At 73.3% G+C, this 13383-nt stretch carries 9 protein-coding genes; 4 read left to right on the top strand and 5 right to left on the bottom strand.

Annotated elements, in window-relative coordinates:
• Positions 1-92 precede the first annotated feature (92 nt).
• Positions 93-1304 carry an acyltransferase family protein gene (locus ACIRBY_RS18520; RefSeq protein WP_403901683.1) on the top strand — a complete coding sequence of 404 codons (1212 nt, stop codon included), beginning with the start codon at positions 93-95 and terminating at the stop codon, positions 1302-1304.
• A complete protein-coding gene (locus ACIRBY_RS18515; RefSeq protein ID WP_403901681.1) occupies positions 1301-2827 on the top strand; it encodes a glycosyltransferase family 39 protein in 1527 nt (508 codons plus the stop codon). Before ACIRBY_RS18520 ends, ACIRBY_RS18515 begins: the two co-directional genes overlap by 4 nt.
• Positions 2828-2927: 100 nt before the next feature.
• Here ACIRBY_RS18515 and ACIRBY_RS18510 read toward each other — a convergent pair whose 3' ends face one another.
• The gene (locus ACIRBY_RS18510; protein ID WP_403902029.1) at positions 2928-4325 is read right to left on the bottom strand and encodes an LCP family protein; all 1398 of its coding nucleotides are present in this window, start codon (positions 4323-4325) and stop codon (positions 2928-2930) included.
• A gap of 261 nt (positions 4326-4586) precedes the next feature.
• Between ACIRBY_RS18510 and ACIRBY_RS18505 the strand changes: the two genes are divergently transcribed.
• Positions 4587-5612, top strand: a complete 1026-nt coding sequence (locus ACIRBY_RS18505) for a glycosyltransferase family 2 protein (protein WP_403901680.1) — start codon at positions 4587-4589, stop codon at positions 5610-5612.
• 80 nt (positions 5613-5692) lie between these two features.
• On the opposite strand, the gene ACIRBY_RS18500 is transcribed toward ACIRBY_RS18505, so the two are convergent.
• From ACIRBY_RS18500 to ACIRBY_RS18485, 4 genes are all read right to left on the bottom strand, one after another.
• Positions 5693-7405: an LCP family protein gene (locus ACIRBY_RS18500; RefSeq protein WP_403902028.1), complete on the bottom strand. Its 1713-nt coding sequence runs from the start codon at positions 7403-7405 to the stop codon at positions 5693-5695.
• Between the two features lie 155 nt (positions 7406-7560).
• Positions 7561-9306 carry an LCP family protein gene (locus ACIRBY_RS18495; protein WP_403901679.1) on the bottom strand — a complete coding sequence of 582 codons (1746 nt, stop codon included), beginning with the start codon at positions 9304-9306 and terminating at the stop codon, positions 7561-7563.
• Between the two features lie 222 nt (positions 9307-9528).
• Positions 9529-10785 (bottom strand): LCP family protein, encoded by a 1257-nt coding sequence (locus tag ACIRBY_RS18490; protein ID WP_403901677.1) that lies wholly within the window; start codon positions 10783-10785, stop codon positions 9529-9531.
• Between the two features lie 258 nt (positions 10786-11043).
• Positions 11044-11793: a TIGR03089 family protein gene (locus tag ACIRBY_RS18485; RefSeq protein ID WP_403901676.1), complete on the bottom strand. Its 750-nt coding sequence runs from the start codon at positions 11791-11793 to the stop codon at positions 11044-11046.
• 140 nt (positions 11794-11933) lie between these two features.
• On the opposite strand from ACIRBY_RS18485, the gene ACIRBY_RS18480 reads away from it, so the two are divergent.
• Positions 11934-13352, top strand: coding sequence for a peptidoglycan recognition protein (locus ACIRBY_RS18480; protein ID WP_403901675.1), 1419 nt, complete (start codon positions 11934-11936; stop codon positions 13350-13352).
• Positions 13353-13383: the final 31 nt, after the last annotated feature.

Below are 13383 nucleotides of genomic sequence, written 5' to 3'. Positions count from 1 at the left end.
CCCGTAGACTCCACGGCTGAGGTCCGACCGCCCGGTGCACGGACGGCGGCGCGGCCCCCCCCCTCTGTCCCTGCTGCGGAGATGCGCCCACCATGTCGAAGCCCATACCGTCCCCGCGGACACCGGGAGCGGAGCCGCAGCGCCCGCCCGCCTCCGCGTCCCGCAGGCCGCGGCTCCGCGCCCTGGACGGCCTGCGCCTGGTGGCCGCCCTGATGGTGGTCGCCTTCCACTGGACCGGCGTCAACCGCTATCCCACGGTGTGGCTCGGCACCCCCGAGAAGCTGATGCCGGGCCTGCAGCAGGTCAGCGCCTACGGCTTCCTGGGCGTCCAGCTGTTCTTCCTGATCAGCGGCTTCGTCATCTGCATGTCCTGCTGGGGCCGGACGCCCCGTCAGTACTTCACCTCGCGCGTGGTGCGCCTCTTCCCCGCCTACTGGGTCGCGATCCTGCTGACCGGCCTGGTGGTCAACTACGCCGCGACGGCCCGGCCGACGCGCGCGCACCTGAACATGACGGACTTCCTGTCCAACATGACGATGCTCCAGCAGCCGCTGGGCGTGGCCGAGGTGGACCCCGTCTACTGGACCCTCTGGGTCGAGCTGCGCTTCTACCTGCTCTTCGCCTTCGTCGTGGTGTTCGGACTGACCTACCGCCGGGTGCTGGGCTTCTGCGGGATCTGGATGATCCTGTCGGTGGTGGGCCGCGGCTCGGACAACAAGCTGCTCGAACTGTTCGTCATGCCCGAGTACGCGCCGTACTTCATCGCCGGCGTGGTCATGTACCTGATTTACCGCTTCGGGGCGAACTGGCTGCTCCTCGGATCGGTCGGGTTCTCCTTCCTGGTGGCCCAGCACCAGCTGCTGGGTACGGGCGCCAGCTTCAAGTACGGCGTGATGCACCCGCTCGACTGGGGGGTCATGACCGTCTTCTGCCTGTTCGCCTTCGGTGTCGTACTGGCGGCGGCGATGGGCGCGCTCGACCGGATCCAGTGGAAGTGGCTCACCACCGCCGGCGCCCTCACCTATCCCGTGTACCTGCTGCACCAGGAGATCGGCTTCGCGCTGATCCGCTGGATCCGGCTGCAGGGGGCGGGCGTCTGGCCGACCCTCGCCGCCGCCCTCGGCGCCGTCCTCCTGCTCTCCTGGCTCGTGCACCGCTATGCCGAACGGCCCCTGTCCGCCCTCATGCGGCGGATGCTGGACGCCCCCGGCCTGGCCCTGCCCAAGTCCGACCCGCCCGTACGCAGCCGCGCCGCGACCACCGAGCCGTCTGCCGTCCCCGCAGAAGGCGCCGCCACCCGATGACCTCCGCACGCACGTCGCCCGTCTCCCCGGCCGAAACGGACGATCCGGCCGGCCGCCGGCGCACCGGGCCGGCCGAAGGGCCCGTCGCCCCCCGCCGGCTGCCGGTCCCCGACTGGCTCTGGGCCGCCCTGCTGACCCTCGCCGTCGCCTGCGTCGGCATCGGGCGGGCGCAGCCCTGGCGGGACGAGCTGGCGAGCTGGAACGCCGCCACGCGCAGCACCGGCGAGCTGGTCGGCATGCTGGGTCACGTGGACGCCGTGTCCGGCCTCTACTACCTGCTGCTGCACGGCTGGGTCTCCGTCTTCGGGGACTCCACCGCGATGCTCCGCCTCCCGTCGGCGCTGGCCATGGCCGGCGCGGCGGCCTTCGCCGTGCTGACGGCCCGCCGGCTCTTCGACCGCCGGACGGCCGTCTTCGCCGGTCTGCTCTTCGCCTTCCTGCCCGCCGTCTCCCGCTACGGCCAGGAGGCGCGTTCGTACGCCTTCGTCGTGCTGGCGGTCAGCGCCGCGACCTGGCTGCTGCTGCGGGCGCTGGAGCGGCCGCTCCCGCGGCGCTGGGCGCCGTACGCGCTCGCGGTGGCGGCGGCCGGTCTGTTCCACGTCGTCTCGCTGCTCTTCCTGCTGCCGCACGGCCTGATCGTGCTCCTGCGCTGGTGGCGGGAGCGCACGGGGCGCACCCTCGTCGGTTTCGCGGTGACGGTGGCCGTGGCCCTGGTGCCGGTGGTGCCGCTGGTGCTGCTGGGGCAGCGTCAGGCGGGCCGCCAGATCGGCTGGATCAAGACCCCGCACCTGCGCGGCATCGCCGACCTCTGGAACAACCTGTTCGGCTCCCCGACGATCGGCCTCGCCGTCGCCGCCGTGGCGCTGCTGCCGCTCGCCTGGAGCCGGGGCCGGCGTCCCGCGGTGGAGCTGCTCCTGGCGGGGGCGGCCCCGATCCTGGCGGCCTGGGTGGTCTCGCAGGGCAGCACCTCGTACTTCATCGACCGCTACGTCCTGTTCACCCTGCCCGCGTGGGCGGTGCTCGCGGCGGCCGGTCTGGCCGCGCTGCGGCCGCGGGCGGTCGGCGCGCTCGCCCTGGCCGCGGTGGTCCTCCTCGGCCTCCCCGACCAGCGGCAGCTGCGCACCGAGTGGGCCAGGGTCGGGCTGGACGGCGGGGCGGCGGCGCGGGTCATCTCCCAGGGCTACCGGCCCGGGGACGGGTTCGTGCCCGTGCGCGGCGGCGACCGCGTGTTCATGATCGATTTCCAGGTGGAGTACTTCCTGCCGGAGAACGTCCGGCTCAGGGACGTCTTCGCGGAGCGCTCGGCGGTGGCGAGCGACGACCTGTTCCCCCGGGAGTGCGCGCAGCCCGTGCGCTGCCTCGGCTCCACCCAGCGGGTGTGGGTGGTGACCTGGAGCGGCACGAAGAACCCGTACCACAAGCTCCCGAAGGAGCAGGCCGACGCGCTGGCGGCCCACTACCGGGTGGCCGAGAGCAGGACGGTGCGCGGCCTGGAGGTCTCCCTGCTGGAGCGGGTCAAGTAGCGGCCCGGGCGATGGCGGGCGGGCGCGCGGGGCGGGGGCGCCGGCTTCCGCCCCGGCGCGTGCGGGGACGCCGGCTTCCGCCCGGCTGCGGACGCGGGCGCTACTTCCCGCACACCACCTGGTCGCCGGTGACCACGCCGAACTCGCCCTGATAGGGGTCCTCGGACCGCACCGGCACGACCTTGCCGTAGTCGGATCCGGCGATCACCAGCACCGTCCGGCCCTGGCCGGCGACCGCGCGCAGCTCGCTGCCGGGCAGGGCCGTGGCCACCGTGCGGGCGGAGCGGTCCCAGCGCGGGTCGTACGAGATCACCGTGCGCCGGACGTCGCGGCCGGTGCCGTTGCCCGGGGTGCCGGTGGTGTCGAAGCCGGTGGCGCGCAGGGCCGCGTCCACCCGTCCGCCCAGCCCGTCGATCCGGGTGCCGTTCTCCACCTGTACCCGGATCTGCTGCGGGGGCACGTCGACCGGGACGGCCGTCGGCGTCGCGGGGGCCGCCGGCCGGTCCGCGGGCCGGCCGGGGCGGGGCGGGGCCAGCGGGCGGTCCTCGCGCAGGGACTCGAAGAGCTGGGCGGCCTTGTGGTCGTCCCATTTGACCGTCGAGCCGATGCCCTTGACCTGGTACGAGGCGTCCCCGATGGGGACGGAGGCGAACTCGGACGAGGAGGGCGTGAACCCGCGCATCGCCTGCCCCAGCGCCAGCATCTGCTCGGAGCCGAAGTCCTTGTCGGCGCGCACCGAGCCCAGCAGGGTGGAGCTGACCTCCTTGAACTTCACCGGGTTGAGCAGCACCCCGCCGCCGGTGGCCTGCTTGATCAGGGCGGCGACGAACCGCTGCTGGCGCTGCATCCGGCCCAGGTCGGAGGCCCCGTCGACGTGGCGGGAGCGGACGTACTGGAGGGCCTGGCCGCCGGTGAGGCGGTGGGTGCCGGGCAGCAGGTGCAGGCCCGTGTTCTGGTCGTTGAGGGCCTTGGCGGTGCAGATCTCGACCCCGCCCATCGCGTCGACGGTCCGCATGAAGCTGGTGAAGTCGACCTCCAGGTAATGGTCGATCTTGACGCGGGTCAGGTCCTCGACGGTCCGCACGGTCAGGTTCGGCCCGCCCTCGGCGTAGGCCGCGTTGAGCTTCACGGGGTGCGGCCGGTGGGGTTTGCCGGTGACCGGGTCCTGGTGCGCGGGGAGTTCGGCGTAGCTGTCGCGGGGCAGGCTGACCACGCTGGCCCGCTGCCGGTCGGCGGACAGGTGCACCAGCATGATCGTGTCCGTGCAGTGGCAGGGCTCCCCGCCGAGGCGGTACTCGCGCTTCTCCTCCGGGGTGATCTTGTCCCGGCCGTCGGTGCCGACCAGCAGGAAGTTCACCCCGTGCCCGGCCTGCGGACGGTTCTTCATGTCCTTGAAGGGGTCCACCCGTTCGATGCCGGTGTCCAGGCCGGTCATCACGGCGTGCCCGACGGCCCCGGACCCCAGTACCACCAGGGAGAACCCGGCCGCGATCCGCACGCCCCACCGGGGCCGGTCGCGCCGGCCGCGGGCCGTCCCGCCGCGCCCGCCGCCCTTCCGTGCGCGCTGCGGCTGGGCCGGCCCGGCGGGCCGGGTGGGGCGGTGCGGCTGGGGCACGGGGGACACCTCCCGGTACGTCGGGCAGATTCATCGGAACAGTAGATCCATACGATCAGCATCTGTCCGTACGGTCCGTCCGCCGCGCACCCGTGTCCCCCGTACGCGGTAACGTGACACCGATACCCGAACGCGAAGGACGACATGCCCGCCCAGCAGCCCGCAGTCTCGGTGATCATGCCGGTGCTCAATGAGGAGCGCCATCTGCGCGACTCCGTCCGGCACATCCTCGGACAGGAGTACGCGGGTGAGATGGAGGTGGTGATCGCCCTCGGCCCGTCCACGGACCGCACCGACGAGATAGCCGCCGAACTCGTCCGCGAAGACCCGCGCGTCCACACCGTCCCCAACCCCACCGGACGGACCCCCGCCGCCCTCAACGCGGCGATCGAGGCCTCGCGCCACCCGGTCGTCGTCCGCGTCGACGGCCACGGCATGCTCTCCCCGAACTACATCGCGACCGCCGTCCGCCTCCTGGAGGAGACCGGCGCGCAGAACGTCGGCGGCATCATGCACGCCGAGGGCGAGAACGCCTGGGAGGACGCCGTCGCCGCCGCGATGACCTCGAGGATCGGCGTCGGGAACGCGGCCTTCCACACCGGCGGGCAGGCCGGCCCGGCCGAGACCGTCTACCTCGGCGTCTTCCGCCGCGAGGCCCTCGAACAGCAGGGCGGCTACAACGAGGAGTTCATCCGCGCCCAGGACTGGGAGCTGAACTTCCGCATCCGCGAGGCCGGCGGGCTGATCTGGTTCTCGCCCGAGCTGAAGGTCCGGTACCGCCCGCGGCCCTCGGTACGGGCCCTGGCCAAGCAGTACAAGGACTACGGCCGCTGGCGGCACGTGGTCGCCCGCTACCACGCCGGCTCGATCAACCTGCGCTACCTGGCGCCGCCCACCGCCCTCTGCGCGATCGCGGCCGGGGCGGTCGCGGGCGTCGCCGTCACCCCGTGGGCGTTCGCCGTCCCGGCCGGCTACCTCGCGGCGATCACCGCCGGCTCCGTCCCGGCGGGCAAGGGGCTGTCGCCCAGGGCCCGGGCGCGGATCCCCGTGGCCCTCGCGACCATGCACATGTGCTGGGGCTACGGCTTCCTCACCAGCCCGCGCTCGCTCGCCCGCAAGGTCATCGCCAGCCGCCGCCCGTCGGTGCGCCGCGAGCCCTCCCCGGTCTGAGGCACCCGCGCGAAGGGGGGTGGCCCGGTCCGTGGGTACGGACCGGGCCACCCCCCCTCGCACATGGGCCGGGCCGACGGCTACCAGCGGTACGGCTTGTAGACCTCCATGCAGGCGCCGGTGTCCGAGCCGTTGATCGCGTCGGCGGTGTCCGGGATCGCACCGGCCGCCGGCGGGGTCTGCTGCGGGTAGGCGTTGCCCTCGCGCCAGTCCGCTCCCACCACCAGGGTGATCTTCGAGACGTCGGCCGACTGCTGCACCGCGGTGTTCGGAACGCCCAGGGACGCCGCCACGCTCTGCGCCTCGTCCGCCAGGTCCGGCGTCGGGTAGCGCACCACGGTCGTCTTCTCCGGGGTCAGCGCGCTGTCCGCCCTGGCCCCCGTGAAGCCCTTGGAGACCAGGACCTCCGCGATCGCGTTCGCCCGGTGGGGCGCCAGCGGCTGGCCGGCGGCGGTGCCGTTGACCACGTTGACGGCGATCTTGTCCGGGGTGGTGACCGGGGCCTTCGAAGGCTGCTGGTTCGGCTGCGCCGGCGGCTGCGAACCGGCCGGGGCGGGCTGCGAGGCGTCGGCGGCGGGCTGGGAGGCCGACGGGCTCTGCGGGGTCTGCGGCTCGCCGTTCTTGTCGAACGCGATGTCCTTGCGGAGCATCGTCCACAGCCGGTCGGCGTCCGCCGGGTTCACGATGAGCCGGTTCTCGTCCCGCGGGTCCTGGAAGGTCGGCATCGTCGTCATCGTGATGCGGTTGGTGGGGACGTCCTTGAGCTGCATGGCCAGGTTGTACAGCTTCTTGACCGAGCCGATCTCCTCGGAGACCTCCAGCGCCTTGGTGCCCGCCTCGGCCAGGTCCGTGATCCGGCCGACGTCGGTGAAGGCGTTCTGGCTCTTGAGCTCGCGCATCATCGAGTTCATGTACATGTGCTGGGCCTGCGCCCGGCCCAGGTCGCTGCTGAACGCGTGCCGGGTGCGCAGCCACTGGAGCGCCTGCTCGCCCTTGACCCGGGTCGTGCCCTTCTGGAGCTTGAGGCCGGAGCCGCCGCCGGAGGTGGGCAGCGGCCGGTCCCAGACGTTGTCCTTGACGCAGACGGGGACGCCGCCGACCGCGTCGGCCATCTTCACGACACCGGAGAAGTCGATCATCATCCAGTGGTCGATGTAGACGTTGGTCAGCTTCTCCCAGGTGGCCAGCGTGCAGCCGGGGCCGCCGCGGCCGAGCGACTCGTTGATCATCGCGTTGGTCTTCTTGAACTTCTCGCCGGTCTTCGGGTCCGTGCACTCGGGTATGTCGACCCGGGTGTCGCGCGGGATGCTCACGACCGACGCGTTCTCCCGGTCGGCCGAGACGTGCAGCAGCATCTGCACGTCCGCGAGCGGGGGGTTGCCCACCGTGTCGCGGCTGCCGCCGAGTTCCACGTTCTCCGGCTTGTTGCGGCTGTCGGAGCCGATCAGCAGGATGTTCAGCGGGCGCTGGCCCTTGGCGTTGGCGTGGGTCTTCTCCACGCCGCTCTCGCCGCTCAGGCGCTGCCCGCTGCGGATGTTGCCGTCGAGATGACGGTAGTAGAGGTACCCGGCCGCCGAGGTTCCCAGGATCAGGAACGCCAGGACGGACGCCACCCAGAACAGCACCCGCCGACGGCGCCGGCGGACGGGGATGCCACCGCCCGGGGGCCGGGCGCTGCCGCCCGAACCCTCCCGGGGTGGGGGCACCGCGCCGGACGCCTTCTTCTTGCCGCCGTCGGATATGCCGTCGGTGGCCTTCTCGGGCGCCCCCTCCCCCCGCACGCTGCTGTGCATCACGCGTACCCCCCTCAAGAATCTTTACTGGTCGGTATTGTGCCGGTCCTGCCGGCTACCGCCCCATCGGCGGTCTGTGGACGTGCCGCGGGCGGCCCGACGGCCGCCCGGTCCTCTGCGCGGCCCCGTGCGCCGGCGTCCGCCGGGGCGGCCGGTCACTTGGCGCAGACCGCCTTGTCCGCCTCGACCCGCTGGACGCCCTCGGGCGCCTGCTGCGGGACCGCGGCACCGAGCGGTGTGCCGGGCTCCTTGAAGTCGGAGCCCAGGGTCAGCTTCATCGGGGTCCTCGGCGCCGCGTCGACCGCGCCGGGCCTCAGGGCCGAGGCCGGCAGCCCCATCATGTCGGCCAGCGCCCTGGCCTGGTCGGCCTGGTTGGGGGCGTACTCCAGCTGTGTGGCGGCCAGCCGGGCGGAGGCGTTGCCGTGGTTGCCGGCCTTGTAGACGCCCTTGCTGTTCTGCAGCCACGTCAGGGTGGTGGACGCCGACCCCGGAGGGCCGCCGCCGTTGTACACGTCGACCCGGATGTCGCCGGCGGGGGCGCGGTTCCCCTGGAGCAGCGCGTCCTGCTTGCTCTTGGCGTCGGTCTCGGCCGCGTCCTTGGCCGCCTGCTCCTTCTTCTCCACCTCCGTGAGGGACACGTCCCCCCGGATCATCTGGAGCAGCGGGTCCGCCTGCGCGGAGTTCACGACGACGGTCGCCTTGCGGTTCGCCGGCTCGGCCGGGTTGTCGACCACCGGCAGCGTGGTGAACGTGACGTTCTTGGGGTTGATGTCCTTCAACTCGCCCGCGAGCGCGGTGAGCTTGCCGATGGAGCCCAGCCCCTGGTCCACCGTCAGCGACTTCGTCGCCGCCTCGGCCAGCGAGAAGAACTTCTTCGGACTGGTCAGCGTCTCCTTGGACTTCATCTCGCGCATCATCGAACCCAGGAACTGCTGCTGGGTCTTGATCCGGTCCAGGTCGCTCTCGTTGCCGAAGGAGTGCCGCGTCCGTACGAAGGCCAGCGCCTGCTCGCCCTCCAGCCGGTGCTCGCCCGCCTTCAGGTTCAGCTTCGAATCGCGGTCGTTGACGTCCTTCGCCAGGCAGACGGGCACCCCGCCCACGGCCGTGCTCAGGTTCTTCACCGCGTTGAAGTCGACCATCATGAAGTTGTCGACGTCGAGGCCGGTCAGCTGTTTGACCGTGCGCATCGTGCAGCCGGGGTCGCGGCCCTCCTGGCCCAGGCTGTTGTTGAAGCGGGTGGCGCGGGTGCCGGGGATCTCCTTGACCGAGCCGTCGATCTTCGTCGGGCAGGCCGGGACGTCGGTGATCAGGTCGCGGGGGATCGACAGCGCGGTGGCGTTGCTGCGGTCCTTGGAGACGTGGAAGAGGATCGTGGTGTCGGCGTGGCCGACGCTCTCGGCGTCCCCGTAGCCCTCGTTGCCCTTGCCGCTGCGCTTGTCGGTGCCGATGACCAGGACGTTGATCGGCTGGTCCTTCTTGAAGCCGCCGCCCGCGCCGCCGGTGTCGATGACCTTCAGGTTGCCGTTCAGGTGCTCGTAGTAGAGGTACGAGGCCACCCCGCCGCCGACCAGCAGGAACGCCAGGGTGCCGCCGGTGACCGCCAGGAGCCGCTTGCGCCGGTCCGGAGCTCCGCCCCCCTTGCGGGAGCGCCCGCCGCCGCGCCGCCCGCCGGGCGGGCCCTCGCCGCGCCGGGGCTTGGGAACGGCGGGGGAGGGGGCGGCCGGCGCCGGGGCGGCGGCCGTGGAAGCGGAGGATCTGCGCAGTCTGCGGGGGGCCGGGGCCACGCGCTGCTGCGCAGCGGAACGGCCCAGTTGCAGTTCGTAGTTGCCAGTGCGGGGATTGAGGACCCACTGGTCGGCGGGGTCGATCTCGTCCGCCCGCCCACGGCTTTGCGCATCCACGGTTGCTCGAATCCTCCGTCGGTGCTTCGCGACGCGCCTCCCCCCAGGCGCGCGGTCAACGATCCGGCTGCTGGTGCACGGCCTCTTCACAGCCGGTGCACCGGATCGCTCACCTTATCCGGCCAGGTCAGCCGCAAACCATGCCGGTGACAAAATCCACTCCCCCTATAACGGGCCAAAGCGCTCATCCGGCTCGGCCGGGCCCCCGGCTTTTGGATTGCTTTACCGGCAGTCTGCCGTGCCCGCGGTGGTTCCTGTGAAGGTGGGGGCCGGTGTGGGCGCCGCAGGGGTTCCGCTTCCCGACGGCGACGGCCCGCCCGAACCCTCGCCCACGGCCTCTCCGGAGCCCTCCGCGGATCCGCCGGGCGACGCCTGCGTCGACTCCGGATCCGGGCTCGGCGACGATTCGGGAGCGGTCACCGTCACCGGCCGGTCCGCCCGCAGCCGCTCGAACAGCCGGGCCGCGTCCGGCTCCACCAGCTCGTCCCGGTTCGGATCGGCCGCGTACGGGCGACGGGGCACGGTCAGGAACTTGACCTGGGCGGCCGGTATGTCCCTTACGCCCCGGACGAGTTCGTACAGCCCGCGCAACGAGGCCAGCCCCGGGTCGGTGGTCACCGAGGAGGTCGCCGCGTCCAGCAGCGGATACAGCTTCCCCGGGTTCAACAGCACCCCGTTGCTGCTCACCTTCTCCCACAGCGAGCCGAGGAACTCCTGCTGGCGCTCCATCCGTTCGGTGTCGCTGCCGTCCCCCAGGCTGTAGCGGGCCCGGACGAACCCGAGAGCCTGCTCCCCCCGGAGCACCTGCCGGCCCGCCGGCAGCCGCAGGTGCGCCTCGGCGTCGTCCACCGGCCGCCGCAGGCAGACCTCCACCCCGCCGACCGCGTCGACCATCTTCTTGAACCCGCCGAAGTCCACGACCATGTGGTGGTCGATCCGGATCCCGGTCATCTTCTCCACCGTCCGGATCGTGCAGGCGGCTCCGCCCCACTGGAAGGCCCAGTTGAACTGCGCGAACCGGTCCCCGGTGCGGGAGCCGTCGGCCCCCAGGCACTCCGGCACCTCCGTCATCAGGTCCCGGGGTATCGACACCGCCGTCGCGCTGCGGCGGTCGGCCGGCAGGTGCAGCAGGATCACGGTGTCCGAACGCTGCGTGCCGCCGTCCTGCCCGTAGCCCGCGTTCCCCGTGCCGGAGCGCGAGTCCGAGCCGATCAGCAGGAGGTTCTGGGCGCCGGACGCGAAGTGCGCCGGTCGCTCGCGCTCGTAGCGCCGCAGCTCGGCCGCGGCCGAGGTGTCCTCGGTGATGTTCCCGTCGAGCTTCGCGTACAGCCACCAGCCGGCCGCCGTCCCCGCGAGGACCAGCAGCACGGCCCCGAGCCCGATCCAGCGCAGCAGCCGGCGCCGCCGGCGGCCGCGCGGGGGCCTTCCGCCGCCCGCGGCCGCTCCAGCGCCGTCCGGTATGCCCGCGCCGTCCCTCACTCGCGCACCGTCCCCTCGCCGTACCGCCACGGCCGCGCCGCACCGGCAACGGGCCGTACGGGTGAGCACGGCCTGCTGCGATACTCCCCCCGGCGGGGGCGCGCGGCCCGGGGGCGGGGGCCTGTCTAGACCCATGCGGGTGACAGATCGCCGGAACCCGGGGCGCCGGCGAGCCTCCGGGGGCGGGCCTCCGACCGGCGCACGGGGGCGGTCGAACCGCGCCCGGCAGGGTCGGGCGGGCCCGGACCGGCCGGCGGGCTAGACGGTGTGGGTGACGCGCTCGCTCTCGACCCGCTGCGCCAGCGCCTCCGGCGCCAGCCGGTCCAGGTTGCGGCACAGCACCACCGAGCCGCCCGCGGCCAGCGGCGCGTACAGCCCCGCCGACAGCCCCTCCCAGCTGTCGAAGCCCAGCCCCGACAGCACCCGGGCGCCCCCGCCGAGCCCCCGCCGCGCCGCGTCCTCGCGGGCCCGTCCGACCAGCGCCGTGTACGACAGCTCCGCGCCGCCGACCACCAGCCCCGGCCCGTCCGCGTCCACCGGCGCGAACGGTGCGAACCGGTCACCCTGCCCCGGCACCTCCACCGCGTAGTCCGCGAACCCGGCCGGCGCCTGCGGGAACCGCCCGCCCAGCGGACGCAGCGCGAGCGCGACCCGCTCACCGGAGCAGGCGCGGGCCTCCTCCAGCGTGTCGGGCCCGCTCACCACCAGGTCGGCGTCGCCGGGATCCCCGCCGATCTCCGCGACCACCCCGACGGAGGCACACGCGAGCAGCCACACGGCGCTCTGCCAGTGCGCGGGCAGCAGCAGGGCCAGCCGGTCGCCCGGCTCGGCGCCCAGGTCGCCCTGGAGCAGATTGGCGGTCTTGGCCACCCAATTGGCGAAGGTGGCGACGGACAATTCGACGCGCTCGCCCGTGGCGTCGTCGTAGAAGGTGACGAGCGGGCGGCCCGGATCGGCGGCGAGCGCGGATCGCAGCAGGTCGGCAGGGGTGCGGTCAGTGGCGTTCACCCGCCCCAGCGTACGCGGGCCCCTCCCCCGTACGGGGGCCGGCGGCTCGCCCGTCCAGGGGAGGCGCGCCCGGCGCGCCGTCGGACGGTGCGTCAGTTCTCCGATGGCGCTCCGCGGTGGGTGTGCCCAGCATCGCTTCCATGCGCGGATTCCTTGCTTCCTCGATCGGTGTCGTGACGGCCGCCGCACTGGCCCTGCCGCTCGCGCTCTCCACTCCGGCCCTGGCCGAGGCGGTCCCCGTCGTGCCGGGGTCCACCCAGTCGCTGCCCCTCGTCCCCCTCGGACCCTCCACCGCCGCCCGGATCCCCGGCGTCCCCGGCATGAGCGCCTCCCCGGACCTGCCCGAGACCCGGGGCCTGGCTCCGCGCGACGTCACGACGTTCTCCCTGGTCGGGGTCGTCTGGGACGACGCGGCGGCGGAACTCTCCGGCCGGGTCCAGGTCCGCACCCGCTCCGTGGCCACCGGCGCCTGGTCGGGCTGGCAGGACGTGGACACCCACAACGGCGAGCACGCGGCCGACCCCGACGCGGTGGAACGCGGCACCGGCCGCGTCCGCGGCGCCACCGCCCCGCTGTGGGTCGGCCCGTCCGACGGCGTGGAGATCCGCGTCCAGGCGGAGCACGGCTCCGCCCCCACCCGTTCCGCCGCCCGCCCGGGCCGCCTCCCGTCGGGCCTGCGCATCGAACTCGTCGACCCGGGATCGGCACCGCCGTCCTCCCCGGACGGCAAGAACGGCGCGTCCCCGGGCTCCTCCCCGGGCCTCCCCCCGGACGACGACAAGGGCGACCTCGCCGCCACCCTCCCCGAGCTGTCCATGGGCGCGGCGGAGTCCTCCTCCGCGAACGTCCCGCACGCCCCGCTCGGCGCACTGGAGATCAGCGCCCTCAACAAGGCCGACTCCACCGCCGACGCGATCGCCGCCGACGGCGGACTCGCCGCGGCCGCCCGCCCGTACATCGGCCCGCGCCCGCGGATCGTCACCCGGCGCGGCTGGGGCGCGGACGAGTCCCTGCGCGAGCCGGGCTTCGTCTACACGAGCACGGTCAAGGCCGCCTTCGTCCACCACACCGCCTCCGGCAACAACTACGCCTGCAAGGACGCCCCGGCGGTGCTGCGCAGCCTGTACCGCTACCACGTGGTCAGCAGCGGCTGGCGGGACTTCGGCTACAACTTCGCCGTGGACAAGTGCGGGACGGTGTACGAGGGCCGGGCGGGCGGAGTCGCCAAGCCGGTGCTCGGCGCGCACACCATGGGGTTCAACGCGGACAGCATGGGCGTGGCGGTGATCGGCACCTACTCCTCGGCGGCCCCGCCGAAGGCGGCGGTGGACGCGGTGGCCCGCCTCACGGCCTGGAAGCTCGGCCTCTTCGGGGCGGACCCGCGGGCGAAGACCACCCTGAGGTCGGGCGGCGGGAACCGGTACAAGAAGGGCTCGAACGTCAAGCTGAACGTCATCTCGGGCCACCGCGACGGCTTCGCCACAGAATGCCCGGGCCGCCTCCTCTACAACCAGCTCCCCCCGACCCGCACGGCCTCGGCCAAGCTCCAGGGTCGGTAGGGCGCGGGCCCGCCGTCGCCCCCGCGAGGGG

The sequence above is a fragment of the Streptomyces sp. NPDC096136 genome (assembly GCF_044763325.1).
In the GTDB taxonomy this organism is placed as follows: domain Bacteria; phylum Actinomycetota; class Actinomycetes; order Streptomycetales; family Streptomycetaceae; genus Streptomyces.
Note: the sequence above shows the minus strand (reverse complement) of the source record. Positions and strands in the feature narration are given on the sequence as shown.